The 22,537-nt window shown below is 37.7% G+C and carries 21 protein-coding genes; 7 read left to right on the top strand and 14 right to left on the bottom strand.

Annotated elements, in window-relative coordinates:
- From HJP15_RS04480 to HJP15_RS04450, 7 genes are read left to right on the top strand one after another with little or no spacing between them, the layout of a single operon-like run.
- A complete protein-coding gene (locus HJP15_RS04480; RefSeq protein WP_054203340.1) occupies window positions 1–666 on the top strand; it encodes a class I SAM-dependent methyltransferase in 666 nt (221 codons plus the stop codon).
- A gap of 4 nt (window positions 667–670) precedes the next feature.
- Window positions 671–1,630, top strand: a complete 960-nt coding sequence (locus HJP15_RS04475; RefSeq protein ID WP_054203341.1) for a phosphotransferase — start codon at window positions 671–673, stop codon at window positions 1,628–1,630.
- Window positions 1,631–1,687: 57 nt separating this feature from the next.
- Window positions 1,688–2,722: a class I SAM-dependent methyltransferase gene (locus HJP15_RS04470; protein WP_170173149.1), complete on the top strand. Its 1,035-nt coding sequence runs from the start codon at window positions 1,688–1,690 to the stop codon at window positions 2,720–2,722.
- Window positions 2,723–2,736: 14 nt separating this feature from the next.
- Window positions 2,737–3,795 carry a zinc-binding dehydrogenase gene (locus HJP15_RS04465; protein ID WP_054203343.1) on the top strand — a complete coding sequence of 353 codons (1,059 nt, stop codon included), beginning with the start codon at window positions 2,737–2,739 and terminating at the stop codon, window positions 3,793–3,795.
- Window positions 3,792–4,646: a sugar nucleotide-binding protein gene (locus HJP15_RS04460; RefSeq protein WP_054203344.1), complete on the top strand. Its 855-nt coding sequence runs from the start codon at window positions 3,792–3,794 to the stop codon at window positions 4,644–4,646. Before HJP15_RS04465 ends, HJP15_RS04460 begins: the two co-directional genes overlap by 4 nt.
- A gap of 9 nt (window positions 4,647–4,655) precedes the next feature.
- Complete coding sequence (locus tag HJP15_RS04455; protein ID WP_170173148.1) at window positions 4,656–6,104, top strand: PfkB family carbohydrate kinase; 1,449 nt, start codon at window positions 4,656–4,658, stop codon at window positions 6,102–6,104.
- Window positions 6,101–6,799 carry a nucleotidyltransferase family protein gene (locus HJP15_RS04450; protein ID WP_054203346.1) on the top strand — a complete coding sequence of 233 codons (699 nt, stop codon included), beginning with the start codon at window positions 6,101–6,103 and terminating at the stop codon, window positions 6,797–6,799. The genes HJP15_RS04455 and HJP15_RS04450 overlap by 4 nt, the downstream gene beginning before the upstream one ends.
- Before the next feature lie 5 nt (window positions 6,800–6,804).
- Here the strand turns inward: HJP15_RS04450 and HJP15_RS04445 are convergent, their stop codons facing one another.
- The 14 genes from HJP15_RS04445 to flgG all read right to left on the bottom strand — a co-directional run bounded on the left by HJP15_RS04445 (window position 6,805) and on the right by flgG (window position 22,517).
- Entirely contained in the window at window positions 6,805–8,919 is a 2,115-nt protein-coding gene (locus HJP15_RS04445; RefSeq protein WP_054453858.1) for a motility associated factor glycosyltransferase family protein, read from the bottom strand.
- A 12-nt stretch (window positions 8,920–8,931) separates the two neighbouring features.
- A complete protein-coding gene (locus HJP15_RS04440) occupies window positions 8,932–9,231 on the bottom strand; it encodes a hypothetical protein (protein ID WP_054203348.1) in 300 nt (99 codons plus the stop codon).
- Complete coding sequence (gene fliS, locus HJP15_RS04435; RefSeq protein WP_054203349.1) at window positions 9,221–9,649, bottom strand: flagellar export chaperone FliS; 429 nt, start codon at window positions 9,647–9,649, stop codon at window positions 9,221–9,223. The genes HJP15_RS04440 and fliS overlap by 11 nt, the downstream gene beginning before the upstream one ends.
- 30 nt (window positions 9,650–9,679) lie before the next feature.
- Entirely contained in the window at window positions 9,680–11,086 is a 1,407-nt protein-coding gene (gene fliD / locus HJP15_RS04430; protein WP_170173147.1) for a flagellar filament capping protein FliD, read from the bottom strand.
- A gap of 31 nt (window positions 11,087–11,117) precedes the next feature.
- Window positions 11,118–11,552, bottom strand: a complete 435-nt coding sequence (locus HJP15_RS04425) for a flagellar protein FlaG (protein WP_054203351.1) — start codon at window positions 11,550–11,552, stop codon at window positions 11,118–11,120.
- Window positions 11,553–11,627: 75 nt separating this feature from the next.
- Entirely contained in the window at window positions 11,628–12,590 is a 963-nt protein-coding gene (locus tag HJP15_RS04420) for a flagellin N-terminal helical domain-containing protein (protein ID WP_054203352.1), read from the bottom strand.
- Window positions 12,591–12,755: 165 nt separating this feature from the next.
- Window positions 12,756–13,724 (bottom strand): flagellin N-terminal helical domain-containing protein, encoded by a 969-nt coding sequence (locus HJP15_RS04415; protein ID WP_054203353.1) that lies wholly within the window; start codon window positions 13,722–13,724, stop codon window positions 12,756–12,758.
- A gap of 428 nt (window positions 13,725–14,152) precedes the next feature.
- Complete coding sequence (locus tag HJP15_RS04410) at window positions 14,153–15,115, bottom strand: flagellin N-terminal helical domain-containing protein (protein ID WP_054203354.1); 963 nt, start codon at window positions 15,113–15,115, stop codon at window positions 14,153–14,155.
- A gap of 345 nt (window positions 15,116–15,460) precedes the next feature.
- Window positions 15,461–16,693, bottom strand: coding sequence for a flagellar hook-associated protein FlgL (gene flgL, locus HJP15_RS04405; protein WP_054453854.1), 1,233 nt, complete (start codon window positions 16,691–16,693; stop codon window positions 15,461–15,463).
- Between the two features lie 2 nt (window positions 16,694–16,695).
- Window positions 16,696–18,699, bottom strand: coding sequence for a flagellar hook-associated protein FlgK (gene flgK, locus HJP15_RS04400; RefSeq protein WP_054453851.1), 2,004 nt, complete (start codon window positions 18,697–18,699; stop codon window positions 16,696–16,698).
- A gap of 1 nt (window position 18,700) precedes the next feature.
- Window positions 18,701–19,666 (bottom strand): flagellar assembly peptidoglycan hydrolase FlgJ, encoded by a 966-nt coding sequence (gene flgJ, locus HJP15_RS04395; RefSeq protein WP_054203357.1) that lies wholly within the window; start codon window positions 19,664–19,666, stop codon window positions 18,701–18,703.
- Between the two features lie 254 nt (window positions 19,667–19,920).
- Window positions 19,921–21,015: a flagellar basal body P-ring protein FlgI gene (locus HJP15_RS04390; RefSeq protein ID WP_054203358.1), complete on the bottom strand. Its 1,095-nt coding sequence runs from the start codon at window positions 21,013–21,015 to the stop codon at window positions 19,921–19,923.
- Window positions 21,016–21,027: 12 nt separating this feature from the next.
- Entirely contained in the window at window positions 21,028–21,711 is a 684-nt protein-coding gene (gene flgH, locus HJP15_RS04385; RefSeq protein WP_054203359.1) for a flagellar basal body L-ring protein FlgH, read from the bottom strand.
- A 17-nt stretch (window positions 21,712–21,728) separates the two neighbouring features.
- The gene (flgG, locus tag HJP15_RS04380; RefSeq protein ID WP_054203360.1) at window positions 21,729–22,517 is read right to left on the bottom strand and encodes a flagellar basal-body rod protein FlgG; all 789 of its coding nucleotides are present in this window, start codon (window positions 22,515–22,517) and stop codon (window positions 21,729–21,731) included.
- Window positions 22,518–22,537 lie beyond the last annotated feature (20 nt).

Below are 22,537 nucleotides of genomic sequence, written 5' to 3'. Positions count from 1 at the left end.
ATGGATAACCAAGAACCAACTTATATAGAAGACTACCATGACTTTTTAGACGAAACAGAGCAATCAAAGTTGGGGCTAATGAGTAATGGAACATGGGATCTGGATCCAAGACGCCTCGGTATTATGCTTTCACGATATAAATTTGTATCAAAGATGCTCTCTGGACATAAAAAAACGGTGGAGATTGGTTGTGGTGATGCATTTGGTAGTCGTGTCGTCAGACAAGAAGTTAAGGAACTAACCGTTGCCGATATAGAGCCTCGTTTTATCGAAGATATTATTAAACGTAACTCTGTTAAATGGCCATTAATCCCTGTTGTACATGATATTTTAGAGAAGCCATTTGAGAGCACATTTGATTCGGCCTATTCCTTAGATGTACTTGAACATATTCCAGCAAAATTTGAAGATACATTTATCAATAATATAAAACTATCGCTCAACAATGACGGGGTTGTCATTTTAGGTATGCCATCGTTAGAATCTCAACAATATGCATCACCAGCAAGTAAAGCAGGCCATATCAATTGTAAATCTGGCCATGAATTTAAAGCGCTATGTGATAAGCATTTTAAGCATGTGTTTTTATTTTCTATGAATGATGAAGTTGTCCATACAGGCTTTTATCCTATGGCACACTATTTACTTGCTTTGTGTGTTAAGTAATTAAATGAACGATTTTTTATATAAGCATTTAAAAGCTCCCTGTCATATAAATGAAATTTCAGGCGGTGCAAATAGTCGTGTCTTTAATGTTAAAGATAGTGGAAATGAGTATATATTTAAGCAGTTTTTTACTAAGAACAATGATTATAAAGTTAAGTGTGAGCGAGAATTTTCATTTTTAAAGGCACTAACCCAATATAAAGAAAATAACACAGCTACACCAGTTGCCTGCGATATTGAGTTGGGTTATTTACTTATGTCAAAACTACCTGGTGAGAAAGTAACTCAACCAACAGAACAAAATATAAAAAGTGCATTTAGTTTTATTGTTAATTGTAACTCTCAGCAGCAAAAATTACAGATAATAAATGCAAAAGATGCGGTAAAAAAATTAGCTGACTTTGAATTACTTGTTACTAATCGGTTTTCAATAATTCAAAAGCAAGAAGTTATTTCATCAGCTTTTTTAAGTTTAGTTGAAAATAAAATAATGCCTTTTTTTTATAAAGTACAAAAAGACAACCGTCAACTTAATGGGCAAATGTCGCTTGACTGCAATTACTTATCGCCTTCAGATTTCGGTTTTCATAATATTTTAATAGATCAGAATGAGCTTTATTTTTATGATTTTGAGTATGCTGGCATCGACTCACTTTGGAAACTTACAGCCGATTTTTTCTCTCAACCTCAAATCCCTGTGCCTATTGATAAAATAAGCATTATTAAAGAGTTGCCGTTATTTGGTTTTTTAACTAAAAACAAAAGAGAATTTATAACCGCTTTTCAAATGACTAGAATTAAATGGTGTTTTATTATTGGTAATGTCTTTATTTCAGAAATATATAAAAGAAGGGAATTTGCGGATAAAGCACATATTTTAGATGAAGAAAACACCATAGCAAAAATAGAACGTTATTTAATTGAAACGCATTTTCAAACAAAAATATTAGAAGATATTCTTTAAGGATTATAGCTTGTGAAATGTATCATTTGTAATAATGAAATATCCTCAAGTGTGGATATGTTACATATTAATAAACCAATTGCATCTGATTGTCGAAACGTAAGTTTTACTGCTGATATTTTCCAATGCCAACATTGCCAGCATTATCAAAAGAATATAGATGCTCATTATTTAAATAACATAAATGAAATCTACACTCACTATCGACCTTACTCAGTTCAAAATGGTAAAGAGCAGCTTAATTTTACTGCAGATATCCCCTTTACTCGTTGTAGTGAAATACTAAAAATATCAGAGGAATTTTTGCCTCACGCAAATGCTCAATTTATTGATATAGGTACTGGCAGCGGTGTAATGTTAGAGGCTGTTTCACAGCGTTATTCAAACTGGACTAAAAGTGCACATGATGTATCGGGTGATTACCAGTTAAACTTAACTCAGAAATATAACCTTGCCTCTTTTTATAAAGGCAACTTAAGTAAGATAGATCATCGTTTTGATATAATTACATTGATTCATGTTTTAGAGCATATTACTTCACCACCTCAATTTTTAGATAGTATTAATGCCTTATTGTCTAATAATGGCATAGCCGTAATTCAAGTGCCTAATATTGCCGAGAATGAATGGGACTTTTCTATTTATGATCATGTTTCACATTTCACAAAACATACATTAAAAACACTACTTGATCAGCATTTTAAAAACGTATTCTTTCCTATCAAACAATTAAATAAAGAGATTACTGTTTTAGTATCAAACACCCATACCTTCCCAAAACAAGCGACAAGCCCAATAAAAAATGAGCAGCCACTTTTAGAATCATTTAATCTAAAAATACAGCAGCTGAAAAAATTACCAGCCTGCCACATCTTAGGGACGGGTCCAGCAGCGAGCTTTTGTGCTCATTTTTTAGGTGAAAAATTTCTTGGCTGGGTCGATGAAGATCCTTTAAAAATAGGCAAGGTTATGGCAAATAAAACGATACAAGATGCGAGTGAGCTTCATACATCTCCAATCTTTCTACCTTACCCCTTGTCACAAGTTGAGCAAATAAAAAATCGACTTCCGCAAAATAATTATATTTACTAAATGGAAATACATAAATGAAAGCTGCAGTGTTATTTAAAACAGGAGAGCCTTTAAGAGTGATAGATAACCTCGTTGCTCCTACACTCATAAGAGGGCAAATAAAAGTAGATATCATCTATACTGGGTTATGCCACTCACAACTAATGGAAGCCAAAGGGCTTAGAGGTGAAGATAAATACTTACCTCATTTATTAGGTCACGAAGCTGTCGCAAAAGTAAAAGAAATTGGTCCGCAAGTAAGTAAGGTCGCGATTGGCGATATTGTTGTGCTTGGTTGGATAAAGGGGGAAGGAATAGATGCCCCAGGTGGTATTTATACATACAACGACATTAAAATTAATGCAGGTAGCGTAACCACATTCTCTGAAGAATCCATTGTCTCTGAAAATAGAGTCGTTAAGCTTCCAGAAGGTATGCCATTACAGCTTGCTATACTGCTGGGCTGTGCGTTACCAACAGGTGCAGGGCTAGTTTTAAATCAACTAAAGCCCAAAGAAGACACTAATATTGCCATATTCGGTCTAGGCGGCATTGGTCTAAGTGCACTGATCACAACAACATTATTCAAACCAAATAAACTGATTGCTGTTGATATTGAGCCTGAAAAGCTTGAGTTGGCTAAAGCCTTAGGTGCCACTCACTGCTTTAATGCAAATTCACCAACTTACCTAGAAGAAATTAAAGAGTTAACTTCGGGCGGATGTGATTATACCGTTGAGGCGGGGGGGACATGTCGCTCCATAGAAGCCGCCTTTGAAGTAACAAAAGAGCAAGGAGGTGAATGTATTTTTGCCTCTCACCCTAAAGAAGGTGAAAAGATAAGCTTAGAGCCACACGCCTTTCATCGTGGAAAAAAGATATCTGGTAGCTGGGGTGGTAATTCGTACCCAGACTCTGATATACCCAAACTAGTAAATTTATACAAAGAGCATAATCTACCTCTTGATAAACTACTCTCAGCTAGCTACTCATTAGATGACATAAATAATGCGCTGAACGACCTCGATGAACGAAAAATAACTCGTGCATTAATTTCTATCAACCCACAATTAGATCCAATTAATAACTCATGAATATAGATAACCCAACATTAATAATTGGCGGTGATTCTGTTGTTGGTCGTTATCTACGTGATGAAAATCCCGATTACTTTTATACCTCTAGAAAAGAGAATAGCGAAGCTATTTACTTCGACTTACTCCAGCTAGATAGTTTCAACATAATTGAAAAAGCGATTGTTGAGTATAAAATCAGCACGGTAATTATACTTGCCAGTATAACATCCATTAAACAATGCGAACTGCAGCCTGAACTTACCCTACTCGTAAATGTACAGCGAACTAAATTATTACTTGAAAAAGTGAATAAACTCGGCTGTTTTGTTGTTTTTATATCTACTAATCATGTGTTTGATTGTAAATCAGCTTACAGTGTATGGGATGGGATTAAATCACCCTGCTCAAATTATGGACAACAAAAGCTTCAGGTTGAAAACTATATCGTCGAAAATAATTTTAATGCGAGTATTATTAGACCATCTAAAATTATTCATCGCCCATACTCTTTAATTGAAAGCATGATCGAATCTCTTAACAAAAAGCAGGTGTTTAATGCATTCAATGACCATTACTTTGCGCCAATATCAATTCAGTTTTTTTCAACACTGTTAAAACTGATCATTCAAAATAAAAAGAAAGGGATTTTTCAAATTAGTGGAAAATCAGATCTAAGCTATTATGTTTTTTTAAGAATGCTTGCGAGTAAATTAGACTTAAACTCATCTTTAATCACACCTGTAAGTGCACTCTCAAAAGGTGTTACTCCAAATAAATATGGAACCCTTGAAGCGTATAATACTCTAACCAATACTTTACTATATCAATCTATTGAAGATACCATAAACGATTACTGCCAAGAAAATTAAGGTCATAAAGTGAAAAGAAAAACGGTTTTAGTCATCGGCAATTTCGATATACTCCATCCTGGGCATATTAGGTTGCTAAAGTTCGCTAAAGAATGCGGTGATTACCTTATAGTCGCAGTGAATAATGACAGTAATATGCTAATAAAAAGTAGGGTGTCAGAATTGCATCGCCTTGAAATGGTTCAATCACTTGAGTGTGTGGATGAAGCATTTTTGACTGAACTATGCAGTAATTCTTTAATTGCAAATTATCAGCCTTACGCAGTTGTAAAGGGTAAAGAGTTTGAAGAAAAAGAAAACCCTGAATACAAAGCACTAAAAAAATATGGGGGAAAGTTGATTTTTGGCTCTGGTGAGTTTGAATCTAATTCCGAACAATACATTACAAGAACAATAAGCCATGGTCATAACTTTGATTACAAAAAATGTCAAAGTTATGCAACAAGGCACCAGTTTGATTATCAATCAATCAATACGGTATTCTCTCAATTTCGTGAAAACCGTGTTGCTGTAATTGGCGAAATAATCGTTGATGAATATATTCAAGGTACGGCTGTAGGTTTATCTCAAGAAGATCCTACCATTGTAATGACACCAGACAGAACAGATACTTTTCTAGGCGGGGCTGCAATTACAGCTGGCCATATAAAAGGGCTTGGTGCAAAAAATGTAAAGCTTTTTTCTGTACTTGGTAAGGATGATAAGGCTGATTACGTAAAAAATCATATTAACGCATACAATATTGATACTATACTTTTCGATGATGGCAGTCGCCCTACACCATTAAAATCACGATATAGAGCTGGGAATAAAACACTTCTAAGGGTCAATCAAGTTCGACAGCATAAAATTTCTAAAGAAATTCAAACCGATTTATACATGCAACTTGAAAGTAGTATTAACAACTTCGATTTACTGGTATTTTCTGATTTTAATTATGGATTATTACCTCAAACTCTGGTCGATAAAGTCATTGCTTTATGCAAAGAAAACGATGTACATGTTGTCGCTGACAGTCAAACATCATCTCAAGTTGGTGATATCGCGCGTTATAAAGATATGATGCTAGTTACACCAACAGAAAAAGAAGTCCGCGTTGCTTTAAATAATATCGATGATGGCTTGCCCGTTCTAGCACAAAAACTCTGCGAAAAGGCGAATCCAACATATCTAGTTATTACCCTTGCAGGAGAAGGTGTTTTTATTCATCTGCCAAATCAAAACGGTCAATGGGAAAATGATATGCTGCCAGCTATTAACAGTAATGCGGTTGATCCTGCAGGAGCTGGTGATTGTTTCTTAGCGGCTAGCAGCCTTGCTTTATGTTCAGGCGCTACGCCATGGCAAGCATTTTATATTGCCAGTATCGCAGCTGCTTGCCAAGTTGATACTCTCGGAAACCAGCCACTGTCTTTTAACACTCTGCAACAACGTGTTTTGGAGTCATTTAAACTATGAAAGCAATATTATTAGCAGCAGGATTAGGCACTAGACTCAAACCTCTAACCAATACGATTCCAAAATGTTTAGTGCCTATATCTGGCCGCCCTCTTTTATCTTACTGGTTAGAAAAATTAGCTAATTTGGGTATAAATGAAATACTTATTAACGTTCACTATCTCGCTGAGCAAGTAGAAAACTACATAAGCCAATCTCCCTATAGAGATAAAATAACTATCGTTAAAGAAACCGCATTACTTGGCACTGGCGGAACATTAAAAAACAATGCTCAATTTTGGAAAGATGAAGAAGTAATCGTTATTCATGCTGATAATTTTTGCCTCAGTGATTTAAGCGGCCTTATTAATTCACACAACGTTAAACCTGCTCATGTAGATATGTCGCTATTACTATTTACGTCGAATCAACCGACTCAATGCGGCATTGTCGTTATGGATGCTGATAATGTTATCCATGAATTCCATGAAAAAGTGAGTAACCCACCAGGCAACTTAGCAAGTGGAGCGTTGTTTGTTTTTTCTGACTCTGTTTATGAGCGGTATTTTAAAGAATTAAAAGAGCATACCTTTTACGATTTAAGTAAAGATATAGTGCCTAATATGATTGGAAAAATGCAAGGATGGATCGTAGATGATGAGTATATGGATATCGGCACGCCCGAGAGCTATGAGCGTGCCCAAAAACTAATATAAAAAATTTACACGCCTTTATTCATCACTTTAAGTTGTTCGTCATTGAGAAAATCACAGGGCTTTTTGTAATTATCTTCAAAGTAGCTTTTCATATCAATAATATAATCTTGCCAAAGCGAGAAAAGCTCATCAAATTGTTCTAATGTAAATGCTTCATTTTCATAACTATAAAGCAATGTAATTAGTGGGCAGTGATAATATAATAACGAGCCTTTCATCATATGGTAAATATGACCTAATGGTGAATTTTTAAATGAATACACATACCGTTGCTGTCTTTTAAGTAAATCTGCGGCTTCTTTGATTGTTGTATAAGGTTCGTTACTAATAACTAATAAATGGCTGCACATATCAATAAAGCGCTGTATTTCGTAATCTTCATCATTTAATTTATCCAAACTCAGATTTTCAAAGTATCGCTTCTTGATTAACTCTACCAAAGGAGGCTTATCTAAGCTGTTTTCTGAGTCAATTAATTCATCCGCAGCTAATGAAATAGCGCCTTTAATTTTAGCCCCGTTACCAATATTAAATACATCAGCCAAGGGGTTTAACTCTACTAGTTTTTCCAACTGACTATGTGAAATTTTATATAAGTCGTTAGTATAAACAAAACCATCACCTAAATTACCCGGTAGAGTTTTCTCTGTAACAGGCACACACCCAATACCCTCTTCATCGTCTTTATCTTTTTTATAAAAGCTATGATCACTATGATGCTTTCCAGAAGGTAAACTTCCATTATCAACACCAAATAGATAAACATTCTTAAAACCAAAATTTAAGAAAAATGACAGCGCAGTATTAGAGACAAGTGGGTTGCTATATGGAATTAATGGCAATGTTTTAGAGCGATTTTTTAATGATAGAAAATTAATTAAATCAGTCCCCCCTTCATTACCTTTCAGCGCTAACCCAGACCATTCATATAACTCTGTCGTCTTAGGGTGAACCATATTAACGGCTAATAAATTAACTCGTTTATACGCTTCGATTGGTAAGGAGTCAGCGACTATCTTATAATTAGCGTAAGGCCTTTCTACTAACACATGAAAATCAGCTTGAATACCTATTCGCTCTAAAGATACTAGAGCAGACCCTGCAGCTACAACAATCCCTTTATTTTGATTGTTTTTTAAATAGTCAATAGCCTCATCTAACGATGGGCCATTGCCAACTAAAAACACTGGAATATCTAATAACGAAGCCGGTAGTTTGTCTTTATTCGTAAGAAAAAATTGGTTACTTTCAAGGTGAGAAATTGAGTGAGCAAACCCAGTTATTGCATCATTAAAAAAACCATGTCCCATTTGGAAGCGGAAGTAATCCGCAGCCCAGTTGGCTATTAACTCATTAATGTCACGTCCTGGCGTATGTTGGTAACAAAAGCTTCTGACCGCTGAAAACGCCCCTATATCTTCAACTACACTTTCTAAATCTTGAATGAACGTGTTTTTATCTGCTCCCAGATTAAAGAAAAGACAGTTTCCTTGATCATCAATTTTTTCAATAACATCAAACCAATCAATACAAAATAAACTTGCATAAAACTGCTCTAGATCAGGCTCAATAATAAATAAATAATCGAACTCAGTATGCTTTAATAATTCTGGTATGTGATACCCTAATCCTACGCCAAAAATAATACCTGATGGAAAATCACCAGGTAATTGCTCTATTTTTTTCTCGTCAAACTCTCTCAATTTACGCATAAACTGACCAAGTTTGACCATATACTCAGTGTGAAGGCGTTTATCTGAACTGCTATCCGGATACCCTGTATAGTCCGTTAGACTAAGAACAGGATGGGCAATCTGGCGTTTAACTTGCTCTTGGCTCTGCTCAAGCGGGTTCTGAGAATAAAGGGGGGCTGGGGCATTTTCAGGTATTATATTGCCATGACCACTTAGCGTTACGTGAATACAGAAATCATCTCGTAATGTTAAATTAGATAAAGCACCTATAATTTCAGGGTAATACTGTGTGAAGCACTGCCAATTTCTTTCAAAACGTTGATTTGCTTCAGTTGCAAAAATAGCTTCTCGCTCTTGGTGTTTAATTGTATCTTCTAGCTTTTCTGATAATAGGTTAAGCTCTTCATTAATATCATTACTATTCATCGTTGCTATTACCTATTTGATACTTTTATAAACATTTATTTTTTTCTGCGTATTTAAGTGAACACCAATCTTTTTTGCAATAACGCCTTTCCTCTGTATTAACTCCTGTACTGTCGTATTTAACCGTGTTGAGAAGTCAGATAAAAAAAGAGCATCATCTTCAGTTAATACTGTCGGGGAATTGAATACATTTTTTAATAAATCATCTAATTGGTTTAATTCACTTTGAGCTGAATCAATATCATCTTCGAATATGTATTGATTGATTTTTGATAACTTAGGAAGCAATTGTGATAACAGATTAGCCGACATTCGCGTCTATACCATTCTCATTTAGTGTTTGTTGGCGAACATCATGCGGAATTGCATCCCAAGCAGATTTAATCTCTTTTAACAAATTAGAAACCTCATCAACTATTTCAGGATCATTCTTTATAGTTGCATCGACTAAACGGTCAATCATATATGAATAAAGTGCATATAAATTCTCGGTCACTTCGCCACCTACTTCAAAATCTAAGCACCCTCGCAAGGCCTCGATTATGGCGGTTGCCTTAGATAAGTGTTCTGCTTTTGCTTCCATGTGCTTCTTTTCAATGGCTACTTTTGACATTACCATTTTTTCAATAGCACCCGCCATTAACATTTGGATAATTTCATAGCGATCCGCACCTGCAACTCGAGTCTTAAGTGCTTCTTTTTGATAATTTTTTACTTTTGCATTATACATATTAAAACCTTTTAAAATCAAAAATAGTCATTATGATTTGTTTCTTGTAAACCCAGGCAAGCTAGATAGTTGTGCGCTAAGGTAGGTCTGCGTTGATTGCATTTGTGCCAATAAAACATCTAACCCAGAATACTGTTTTCTTAGTCGCCCTTCTAACTCACCCATTCTAAACTCATGATTAATAACATCATCTTCTAAATCATCAATTTGAGTATTTAAGTTTGTTTCACGTTGCTTCATTATTCCATCCGAATCAACGTAATTTCCTAATAATTCCTCAAATTGTTTTGCTAGGCCGTTATCACCAGCAAATGCTTTACCAATGTCGTCAAAATTTTCATCCATAGCAACACTCAGGCTACGCACGAGTGATGACTTTTCTAAGTAACCATCTTTTTTAACACCTAAACCAATATCAAATATACTTTCAAAAGGGCCAGAATCAGTTAAATTAGTAGCAAGTGTATTCACAAGCTGTGAACTTAATGAACGAATTGTCGCATCACTATTTAGCGGCTTACCGACTCGAGATTGAAACCCTAACTGACCAACTACATTATTATAGTTTGCAATAAATTCATCGATTAGTTTTGTTGGACTCTCACGGTCATAACTAACCGCAAGCTTTGCTGTTTCACCATCAACACTTTGGCGTTTAGCTGTGATCGTCATATCTTGCACTGCATCTTTAAACGTATTGGTGTCGTTTGTTATTGAAATACCATCGACTTTAATTATTGCACTTTGGGCTTGGTTTTCAGCAGCTATACCAATACCACCAGCACCGCCAGCGTTTGCTACGGTTGATACGTTATCAAGTTCGGCATTGTCATTAGTGATCACAAGATCATTGTTATCGCCAGTTACATTTGATGTTAAAACTAGCTTAGCCTCAGTGCCTGTGTTAATTATATTTGCTGTCACACCAAAGTTATCATCAGAGTCATTTATCGCATCACGTAATTCAGCTAGAGTAGCGCCTGCATCCACAGTTAAATCAAAGCTTTTGTCTGGGCCTGCAGCAAAAGAAAGCGTTCCTCCAGAAGCACTAACCACATCATCAGTGGTTGTAAAAAGCGAGTCATTAGAAACGGCACGGCTGCCCTGAGCGAGCGCTACAACTTCGATTTTAAAGTCGCCAGGCGTAATATCTTTTGTTGGGGTAACTGAGACGAGATCGCCGTCATCACTGGTTGGTTGCGTGATGTTAGCAATTCGTTTATTGAAGTTATCTGGATCCGCTAGTTTCTCTATCGTATCTTGTAACTTAGAAAGTGCGCCTTTTATTTCACCAATAGCAGAAAGCTCTACTTTGAGTGATTCTTCTTTTTTTACAAAGGCATTCATTTTTGGAACATTTTCAGCGGCAACTGATGCGCTAATGATACTTTCGAGATCCAGCCCCGATCCAATACCTGCGGATGTAATTAGTGGCATACTTCTCTCCTACTATCTGTTCCAAAAAGTGTTAGGCGGTTTGATTCAATAGCAAACCTTTGTTAGTAAGTTTATCGGCAAATTCATCTAAAGCTTTAGCTACTTCTCTAAATTCTTTAGTCGGTATTTCACGAATAACCTCTTCGCTTTTCTTATCAAATACTTTGATAATCGGCGGATCACCATCTTCATCAAATTCAAACACTAAATTAGTTGAAGTAACGGGTATATATTTATTTAATTTTTCTAAGTTCTCTTTTACTTCTTCGATCAGCGCTTTTCTTTCACCTTCTGAATCTAGCTCTTTGCCGTCTTCAACAAACGCAGGTTCTCTTCCAGCAATTTTTACGCCACCTTGTTCAACATTTACTTTTTTATTAACTTCATTTAATTCACTTTTATTTGTAAAAGATGAATTAGCAGACAGATTTTCGTTTGATTTGATTATTGCACTTAAATCAGCCATGGTAGGTCTCCTTCAAAACACAAACAAAGTATAAGTCATTATCAAGCAAAAGCTCAATAATGACTTAGAAACCCATTAGCCTAGTAACGACAGCGCTACTTGTGGACGCTGGTTTGCTTGACTTAGAATTGATTGGCTTGCCTGTTGAAGTATTTGTGACTTTGTTAGGCTCGCTGTCTCAGCTGCGAAATCAGTATCTTTTATACGTGATTTTGCTGCACTTAAGTTCTCAGAGATATTTGATTGGTTACGGATTGTTGATTGGAATCGGTTTTGTACCGCACCAAGCTCTGCACGTTTTTTATCAACCACAGCAATCATCGCATCCATACCAGCCATTACAGCTTGTGCATTTGCTTGAGAAGATACACTGATCCCCGACGCTGAAAAGACTGATGAGAAAGCAGTTTCATCTGCAGATGCACCCACTTGTGTACTAATTGTACCTGCTGTAGCACTTAAACTTGCACCCGTTACAGCACTCGCAACACTGGCAATACCTGACATAGTAAAGCCGCCGTCAGCTGCAATAGAGTTAGCTGTGCCACCAACATCTTTCATACTAAAGCTAATATTTTGAATCGCATCAGCACCTACTTGAAAGTTGGCAGAAAATGAGCCATCTAATAAGTTTTGACCACCAAACGTAGTATCGGCAGCTACACGGTTTACTTCTGACGATAATGAACGAATTTCTTCTTGGATAGCCAAGCGATCTTCATCAGTATTAGAACCATTTGATGCTTGCTGTGCCAATGTTCGCATACGCTGAAACATAGATGTTGTTTCATCAAGCGCACCTTCAGCAGTTTGTGCAAGTGAAATACCATCATTTGCGTTACGATTACCTTGATCTAAGCCGCTTATTTGGCTAGTCAAACGGTTAGATATTTGCATACCTGCAGCATCATCTTTCGCACTATTAATACGAAAACCTGATGAAAGGCGTTGAAAGGATGTATCTAGTTGGTTGCCAGACTTCATTAACTGGCGTTGTGCGTTCAAAGAACTCACATTAGTATTTACATATAAAGCCATAATAGCCTCCGCTTTATCATTTTAAATAGAATAACAACGGGATACCCCTACCCTGTTATTATTCCAGACTGAGAGTCCTAGATTTTTAGTTCTCTAAGTCAGTTATCGTCAGATAAAACGGAAACTTTAGCTTTATTTATAATTTTTTAACAATTCTATTTTATTTTAGCCCTGTAACAAGCTTAATGCAGCCTGAGGTCGTTGATTCGCTTGACCTAAAATTGTTTGGCTTGCTTGTTGTAATATTTGGTTTTTAGTTAAATTTGCTGTTTCCATGGCGAAGTCTGCATCTTTAATACGTGACTTAGCAGAGGCTAAGTTTTCAGAAATATTAGCTTGGTTTCGTATTGTAGACTGAAACCGATTTTGAACTGCACCGAGTTCAGCACGCTTTTTATCTACAACGGCAATAAGTGAATCCATTCCAGCCAAAACAGCTTGCGCGTTTACTTGTGACGACACACTAATACCCGCGGCTGTAAATACAGCAGAAAAATCTAAAGTTGTCGATGCCGTTGCACCATCAACAGAACTGACATTTGCTGCAAGTGTTGAAAGCGCCTTTCCACCTACTGCAGATGCTACACCTGCAACACCTGAAATAGTGAAACCACCATTAGCCGCTAATGAATTGGCCGTATCACCAACTGATTGCATACTAAACCCAATTGTTTGCACAGCATCAGCGCCGACTTGAAAGCTTGCAGAGTAAGAACCATCTAGTAAATTTTGGCCGCCGAATGTGGTATCACTGGCGATTCGATTAACTTCATCTGATAGCTGCCTGATCTCTTCTTGGATCGCAAGCCTATCTTCATCAGTATTAGAGCCGTTTGCTGATTGCTGTGCCAATGTTCGAATACGCTGAAATGTTGATGTAATTTCATCAAGTGCACCTTCGGCAGTTTGTGCTAAAGAAATGCCATCATTCGCATTACGATTGCCTTGGTTTAAGCCTAGGATTTGCGACTGTAAACGATCCGATATTTGTAAACCAGCGGCATCATCAGCAGCACTATTAATACGCAACCCAGATGATAAACGTTTAAATGATGTATCTAAGTCGTTTCCAGTTCTTTCTAGCTGTCTTTGTGCATTTAACGCACTGACATTCGTGTTTACAAATAAAGCCATAATAAACTCTCTTCTTATCTGTCAAATTAAAGCCACTTTAATTAAGTGGAATTTTGACAAAGTGACTAGTTACAGCAGCCAAGATATATTGGCCCGGGGCAATAAACTGCCACTTTGCAGGTTAATTTAAAAACTTAATAAGTATTGAGCAATCTTTAGGCCAACTTTATGATTATTTATTGACCCCATAAAAAAAGGGCCTTTAAAAGGCCCTTGAAAGATAAGTTTGAGAGTAGGTTTAAAACAAAAACATTGGCATAGTTTATGCTTTGTATATTATGTTCTTACAAATGTGAGAACACTTCAGGATTTTTAAGCGCCTCCGCTTTATCAATCCGTTTCAGCGCCTTTGTTAATACCCCATTAGACAAAGGCGCTACATTCTTAGTCAATTAATTGACGTCGCTTCAAAATTAATAAATCAGTTATTAACCTAGAAGACTTAATGCTGCCTGTGGACGCTGATTAGCCTGGCTAAGAATTGTTTGGCTTGCCTGTTGTAGAATCTGCATTTTAGTTAAGTTAGCAGTTTCTTGTGCAAAGTCAGTATCTTTAATACGTGATTTTGCAGCACTTAAGTTTTCAGAAATATTCGATTGGTTACGAATAGTTGACTGGAACCTGTTTTGAACAGCACCTAGCTCCGCACGTTTTTTATCTACTACCGCGATAAGCGAATCCATACCCGCCATCACCGCTTGTGCATTGGCTTGTGAAGATACACTGATACCACCAGCAGTAAACACTGATGAAAATGCTGTTTCATCTGCTGATGCGCCTACTTGCGAACTAATCGTTCCAGCTGTAGCACTTAAGCTAGCACCGGTTACCGCACTGGCAACACCTGCAATGCCTGACATGGTGAAACCACCATTATCCGCTATAGAGTTAGCCGTTCCACCAACTGATGCCATACTAAAGCTGATATTCTGAACAGCGTCAGCGCCTACTTGGAAGTTAGCTGAGAAAGAGCCATCTAATAGGTTTTGACCACCAAACGTTGTATCTGCAGCAACACGATTCACTTCTGATGATAATGAACGAATCTCTTCTTGAATTGCTAAGCGATCTTCATCTGTGTTTGAACCATTCGCTGCTTGTTGTGCAAGTGTACGCATACGTTGAAACATTGAAGTTGTTTCGTCTAATGCACCCTCAGCAGTTTGAGCTAATGAAATACCATCGTTTGCGTTACGGTTACCTTGGTTAAGGCCATTAATTTGTGACGTTAAACGGTCAGAAATTTGTAGACCCGCTGCATCATCTTTCGCACTGTTGATACGAAAACCTGATGATAAACGTTGAAATGATGTATCTAGTGCATTACCAGAATTGTTTAATTGTCTTTGTGCGTTTAACGCGCTAACATTTGTATTTACATATAAAGCCATGATATCTCTCCCGAAGTAAACTTATCATTTACTCTCAAACTTACTGGATTAAGCAGTGGTTGTTATTTTCAACGCTTTGCTTGGTTAATTAAGTTATCGGTCTACTCAAAAAATCCTTTAGCTTTTTTTTAAGTTTTTTTAATAAAAAACATTAATCCATTGTAATTTAATAACTTTTAAATTAAATACAATTGATTTCAATGGTCAAATAATGCAGAGATCACTACTGCTATTTTTTACTAAGATAATATTTTAGGAAGCTATAAGTATCTAAATATAAAAGATATAAGTTTAAAGGAAGGAAAAAATAAGAGTAAGGCAACAGATTGCCTTACTCTTTATACTTTATAGATAATCGAACAGTGATAAATTAGCTAAGCGGCCAAATGTTGCCTGCGAGGCTTGTAATGCAGTTTCTTGTTTGGTGAGTTCAGTTATGGCTTCGGCCATATCGAGTTCAACTAAGTCAGCTCGCGATGCTTTATTATTCACATCACGATCGCTGTTAGAGTCTGTTACCTTTTCCGTTGTATTAAGTCGCCCACCCAAACCGGCTTGCGTCAAAGAGACATTATTTTTTGCATTATCAATTTGAGTCATTGCATCAGCTAATACTTGCTCATAATCATCTTGGTTAATTGTGGTGTCAGTCAAGCCTGCGATTAAATCACTTAATGTATTTAAAATATTCTCTTTTTGAGGGGCTTCTAATGTAAAATCCACTTGCCCACTCGCTACAGGACTAATGTCAATTTCCATTCCTGCAAAGTTGATTGTTCCGTTATCAAAGCTACCTGATTCAATAATGTTCCCCCCCTGCTCTACTTGATATGTATTAGGGGTCCCCGCGGTCGTTATCACATTATATGTATTTGCGCCTGCGACTGCATTTGGATCTGCGTTATAACTCGCTTTGTGAAACGCATCAAACTCAGCCTGTTCTTTTACATAAACTTTGGCGCTTGTGATCCCACCGCTTGCAACACCATCATTGGATGTGAGGTTTAAGCGCGCATTTACTTTTTCAAACACATCAAAACCATTGTCGCTGGATTTTATTTCTACACCTTCAGCTACTTTGATCTTATGTTGGCCTTGATCACCGCCGTACTCATACTTACTCGACGTAGAATTAAAGCTGTAAGTTTGCGTGTTATCTTGGTAACCAGAAAAAATATACTTATTGTCTTCTGTTTTAGCATTCATTAAATCATGTACATTACTTTGAATTGATTTGATTTCTTCCGCAATACCTTGACGATCTATATCGCTATATGCACCATTACCAGCCTGAATAGCTAATGTATGTGCTTTTTCAAGTGAAAGTTTGATATTTTCAAGCACACTTTCTTGAATATTTAAACGACTGGTCAACATAGTAATATTTTTACTAAACTGTTCATTTGTTTGAATTTTATCTGTATACAGTAATGCACGTGCAGTCGCTGAGGGGTCATCTGAGGCAGTTAAAACACGTTTTTGAGTATTAACTTGCTCTTGTGCTTTATTGACATTTTGTTGGTTTTTCAAAATAGAATTCACACTACTTTGATACATTAAATTGTTTGATAAACGCATAATTACCTCGTAGCACCAAGTAAAGTGTCAAAAATAGTACGGGATGTCGCAAGCACCTGAGCTGACGCTGCATAAGATTGCTGAAAGCGCAGTAAATTGGCCGCCTCTTCATCAAGATTAACCCCTGATAATGATTCATACCAAGCCTCTGATTGCTTTGCTAACGCTTCAAAGGCTGCACCATTTGTTTTTGCTTGGTTAGTTACAACGCCTACATCTGTTACTAAAGCCCCATAAGCTTGATTAAAGGTCTTATGATTATCTGCTGTCGCTGTGGTGACAACATTTTGACGCACTAACTCACCATTTTGTAACTCAGCTAGTTTTAACCCATTACGGTTATCATCAAAGCCACCTGTATTAAACTCTAATGTAAAGGTATCACCTGTTGCTGGCGTGCCTTCAATATTAAAATCAAAACCATAACCATCAAACGGAGCGCCTGCTTGAGCTAAAATATTCTCAGCCGGTGGCGTTATTGTAAATGTACTCGTACCGCTGCCGTCTGTAATTGTATACTCGTTTAAATTCGCTGTTTTAACTAAACTAACATCACCATTAGTCAGCCCTGGCGGTGTTGCTGTAAAACCACCGGAGTCAATACTCGTCACATCACCTACAGATATACTCGCTTCACTGGTGTTATTAATATCATTTGCGGTACGAATTGGAGCAGCTAATGCTAAATCTTCTGGCCTATTCGTTGCCATTTCTAAGCTAGATGCAGCCTGAGCATTCAGTTTTATTTGAAATTGATCATCAACGTTTCCCGTACCAGAGACATTAATCTGCAAACCAAACGATTCACCACTGGTAATCGTTGATGAATCAACAATACCGCCAACAATATTAGCCGTAGAGGCACTGCCGAGTGGCTCACCTTTATTATCAACAGGCTGAATTTCAACTGTCGTTGCACTGGTGTAAGTAATAACAAAGTCACTTGCAGGTATTTCGCTGCCTTTGCCAGGCTCTAATGTGGCAGTCATTGCCGCAGTACCTGTATTAGCTTGGTATGCAAACCCACCGGTTGTAGGTATAGTAAAAATATCACCACCTAGCTCACCATTACCATCCATTCCAAGCCTATTTTGCTGATTAAATGCATCTGCAATCGCAAGTCCCATTTGCCCTAACTGGTTTTGTGCTGGTACTAATACATCATCACGAAATGCCAGCAATCCGCCTATTTTACCTTTTAGTTTACCTACATCAACTTCAAGCGGCACAGCTTTGCCGTCGTTTATATCTAGGTGAAGTTCTTTAAAGTTAGGATCAGGGTCACCGCGCATTGAAAATAAATTAAATGAACCACTTTGCATTACAAGTGCTTCTCCTGTGCCCATAAACACCAGTTTTTCACCATTAGGGCCGTCTAACGTTTCAATATCAACCAACTCTGATAGCTCGCGTATTGCTTGATCACGTTCGTTAAACATGGAACTTGCATCAGCAGCATTTCGCGTACCATTAACAGCTGCGACTTGTTTGTTAAGCTTGCTGATATTTTGTACTAACGTATTCGCTTCCCCAGAAAATATTTCAAGCTGCTCGTTCACAATATTTTTTTGATCAAATACGATCCCAGATAAACGCTCCATTTGACTAATTAAATTTTGCGCATCAGTCATTACTAGCGAGCGGGCAACCGTTGAAGAGGGCTGATTTAAACTCTCCTGCACATTATTAAAAAGGGAGTTTATACTGGTAGATAAGCTATTAGACTCTTGAGAGAATAATGTATCTACTCGGCCAGCTTCGCTAACAAACTGATCAAAGAATGCTTTATTTGAAGTATCGCGATTTAGTTGTTTTTGTGCGAACTCATTAAGTAATCTGTACGTATCACCACGACCAACTTGATTGTCGATCATAGTCATGTGCTCTGTACGCTCGCGCACATAGCCCACTGTATTTACATTGGCAATATTCTTGCTGGTCGTTTGCAGTAATTCTGTATTAGCACGTACACCAGAATTAGCAATGTCTAACAAATTAAACGACATTTTAATTTACTCCTTGGCGAACCAATGTTGCCGCCAATGTTTTAAGCTCAGTGCGATTAAGTACCTGCTTAATTTTATCGGCATAATTGGGGTCGGTTGCATACCCCGCTTTTTGTAATGAATCTAAAAAAGCGGCAGGTTTTGCGGTATTTTGTAAGGCTTCTTGATAACGTGGGTTTTGCGTCAAAAATTCAACAAAGTCATTTACACTGTCTTTGATTGAGTCATAGGCTCTAAAGCTAGCCTGTTTTTTAACAGGCATACCTTCTTCAAATTCAAGTGTAACTTTACTGGCTTTATCACCTTGCCAGCTTCTATCTGACTTAATATTGAATAAATTAAATGAGCTATTACCATCACTTTTATTAATAATGTGTTTCCCCCAGCCAGTCTCAAGTGCAGCTTGTGCAACCATTACAGCTGGGTTTAACCCTATTTTTTCTGCGGCTGTTTTAGCGTGCTCCCACACACTTGAGATAAACTCTTCAGCATTTTCAAACTGTGGTTTTTGCTGCTTTTGCGCTTTACTGGCAGAGGCTGAGTCAACGCTAGCATCAGTACTTTTACCGTTTGCACGGTTATCACTTGAAAACTCATTAACTGAGCGCAGTACAGACCCTGGCATAAAGTTTTTAGTATCTGGGGAGAGTTGTTGAACAATAATATCAGCCAAACCTAGCGAGCCTTTTGAAGAAAGCTCAACGGATAGTTGCTGGTCATGCATTTCTTCAAAGAACTTTACACCGCTTGAATTAAATGGACTTTCTTTATCCTCAAAGGCTTCATTTGCTTTGCGCATACTTTTAAGTAACATTTGCGTAAAGATAGATTCAAATTGTGCCGCTGCTTTTTTCAGCGCTTCTTTAGACGCTTCAGGCGAAGCCCCGCCCTTTAAGGCCTCTTGACGAAGTGAGTCAAGATTCCCTAAATCAAAGAAGTTTTGTTTATCGAGATGATTAGTATCCATCAGCAATTTGACACAATAGTTAATAATACTACTAACAATGCAATAATTGAGCCAAATATCATGTTGGCGTGTTGGCGTGTTGGCGTGTTGGCGTGTTGGCGTGTTGGCGTGTTGGCGTGAAAGTAAAACAAGTATGCTAGGTGGTTACAAAGTAAAGTTAGCCTCGGCTAGATTTTTTATCCAGTAAACAAATGTCTACAATGTCGCGAAGGCGGTAATGTAGACATTCGTGAATGTCACTAATAGATCACATGTTAAATCACAACAAGCTGTCCATTTATTGCCCCAGCTTCTTTTAGTGCTTCTAAAATGGCCATTAAATCACCAGGTGCTGCGCCCACTTCATTAATAGCACGCACTAAGTCATCAAGGCTTACACCTGGATTAAAAACAAAAGCACGCGAATCATCTTCATTCACATCTATTATACTTTGATTAGTAACTACCGTTTCCCCTTCAGCCAGTGGATTTGGCTGCGCCACATTTTGCTGCTCTGCAATTGTTACCGTTAAACCACCATGAGTAATTGCCGCAGGTTGTAATTTTACATTTTTGCCAATCACAATCGTACCAGTGCGCGAATTAACAATGATTTTTGCGGCGGTATCAGCAGGCTTAAACTCTAAATTTTCAAGTGTTGATAAGTAAGAAACACGTTGCGATGCATCTCTTGGAGCAATTACACGTATTGATGCGGCATCTATCGCTGTTGCGCTATTTGGCCCGACCAGATCATTTATCACCTGCTCTAAACGTTTTGCCGTTGTAAAGTCAGGGCGATTTAAATTAAATGTAATGTAGTCGCCTTGCATAAAAGGGCTTTTAATCGCACGCTCCACCGTCGCACCATTTGGAATACGCCCCACTGTGGGTGTATTTATAACAACACGGCTACCATCGGCCCCTTCAGCGCCAAGTCCACCAACAATTAAACTCCCTTGCGCTATTGCATACGTATTACCATCAACCCCTTTTAGAAAGGTTTGAATTAAGGTACCACCACGTAAACTACCCGCGCTGCCAATTGAAGAAACGGTAATATCAATTCTTTGTCCTGGTTTTCTAAATGCGGGCAATTCTGCATGGACTGCAACAGCAGCCACATTTTTAATTTTTGGTTTTAAAGTAGCTGGTAATGTAATACCAAAACTATTTAACATACCTTTAAAGCTTTGTTCAGTGAATCTGCTTTGCTCACCAGTGCCAGGTAAACCTACAACCAAACCATACCCTACGAGTTGATTTGAACGAACACCTTCAACCATTGATACATCTTTAATACGCTCTGCAAAAACATTGGCGTGCCAACCTAATAAGCAAAGAGTAATTAATACTTTAAAGCCATTCATAATAACGATCCTTTAAAAAGGGAACAGTGCACTACTGAAGAACTGCGTTAACCAACCCGCACTTTGAGACTCTTGTAATTGCCCTTTGCCTGAATATTGAATTCTCGCATTAGCAATGCGATTAGAGGTAACTGTATTATCTGCAGTAACATCTTGTGGACGCACAAGCCCTTCGAGTCGAATAAACTCTTCACCTGTATTCAACGTCAGCCACTTTTCACCACGAATCACTAAATTTCCATTTGGTAACACACGCATTACGTTTACTGAAATATCACCAAATAAACTATTTGATTGGTTTGATTTTAAATCGCCATTAAAAGACGAGCCACTGCCAATGCCAAATTGAATGCTATCGCCACCAATATTAACCGGCAACCCCCCTAACCCAACAACAGGATCAAGACTTGCATCACTTGTTTTATCAGTTTGAGTTTTTGCAGCTTTTGATGACTGTGTTGACTCTTGCAGTTTCACCGTAATAATATCACCTGTGCGCAGTGCTTTTTTATCTGAATAAAGATCATTCGATAAATAACTATCAAATAGTGAACCTGTCGCTACAACTTGCTCTGTTGCAGGCTCTGGATACATAGGCGCATAGTAAGGGTCATCCTGAACCACATCAGTATTTTGGCTTGTCATACAGCCACTTAAAAATAATACACCCGTTAAGGTTATGGTAAAATTACGCATCACTTTGCCCCTAATCATTAAAGTTGCTGATTGATATAACTCATCATTTCATCCACAGCTGAAATAACTTTTGAGTTCATTTCATAAATACGCTGCGTCTCAATCAAGTTAACCAACTCTTCGGTCACATTAACATTAGACGTTTCTAATGCGCCTTGTACCACAGAACCTAAGCCTTCTAGACCTGGATTACCTTGCACTGGAGCACCACTGACGGCAGTCTCTGTATATAAGTTTTGACCAACAGGCTCTAAACCCGATGGATTAATAAAATCACTAATTGTTAGCTGCCCAATCACGACATTCTCAGCCTGCCCTGCAACACGTACAGATACTTCGCCGTCTTGCGAAATTGTGATGGACTGTGCATCATCAGGTACATTCATTTCAGGTTGAACCGGAAAACCTGCACCAGCGGTTACAATTCGACCATCTTCATCTGTCGTAAATTGGCCGTTTCGCGAATAGGCAATATTGCCATCTGGTTGTAGTATTTCGAAAAAACCAGGACCCGAAATCATCCAATCTAAGGAGTTTTCAGTGGTCAACATATTACCTTGAGAAAAGTTCTTTTGGTTGGCAACAACCTTAGCACCCGCACCAAGCATTAAACCTGATGGCATTTCTGTATCTTGCGATGAACGACCACCCGGCTGGTTAATATTTTGATAAAGTAAGTCTTCAAACACCGCTCGGCTCTTTTTATAACCGACAGTACTGGCATTGGCTAAGTTATTTGAGATCACCGAAATATCGGTTTGTTGGGCATCTAAGCCTGTTTTACTGATCCACAATGCAGGATTCATTTTTGTGTCCTCTCAATAAG

The sequence above is a fragment of the Pseudoalteromonas sp. NEC-BIFX-2020_002 genome, from assembly GCF_013002825.1.
GTDB lineage: Bacteria > Pseudomonadota > Gammaproteobacteria > Enterobacterales > Alteromonadaceae > Pseudoalteromonas > Pseudoalteromonas neustonica.
This window is presented reverse-complemented; position numbering and strand designations above follow the sequence as displayed.